Source organism: Mycobacterium sp. E1214 (assembly GCF_001666755.1).
GTDB lineage: Bacteria > Actinomycetota > Actinomycetes > Mycobacteriales > Mycobacteriaceae > Mycobacterium.
Map to the genome: position 1 here is coordinate 1 of NZ_LZJC01000167.1, position 511 is coordinate 511.

A 511-nucleotide genomic window follows, 5' to 3' on the forward strand; every position below is an offset into this window, starting at 1 on the left:
TGCTCTACTCGGCGCCCGGCACCGCCGTCGCGCTGCTGATCGCCCTCAAGCTCCTTTCCGTTGCGGTTGCCGGGGATTCGGCGGTCCACTCGTTCGCCCGCGGCGACGGTGACGCCGTCGCGGCCGACGCGGCGATCCTCGGACTCGCCAACGTGGTGGAACCGGCGAAGGCGCCGTTTGCCGCGGGGATCGCCGCCGTGCTGGGCGGCCGGCTCGCCGACGCCGACGCCGACTTCACCGAGGCGCTGGCCCACACCGACAATGCCGGCTCCTGCCCGGTGCTGGTCAACCTCGAACTGGTCCGCGAAACCCAGGGCGACCGGGCCGCGGCGGCCGGAGATCGCTCGCGCGCCGACGAGCGCTACGGGAGCGCGCTGTCCATCGTCGAGCGCGCGCCGCGGGCCTGTTTCGCCGGCAACACCGACCCGGATCAGCAGCGGCGGGCTCTGCGCGACGACGCCCCGAACCGATTGCGAGCCAAGCGGATCGCGCTGGCCGACCAACCACCACC

At 73.8% G+C, this 511-nt stretch carries 1 protein-coding gene; it reads left to right on the plus strand.

Going from position 1 to position 511, the window contains the following annotated elements; translation table 11 throughout:
• A partial coding sequence (locus A5700_RS26690) for a hypothetical protein (RefSeq protein ID WP_068065144.1) occupies positions 1-511 on the plus strand: 511 nt, incomplete at both ends.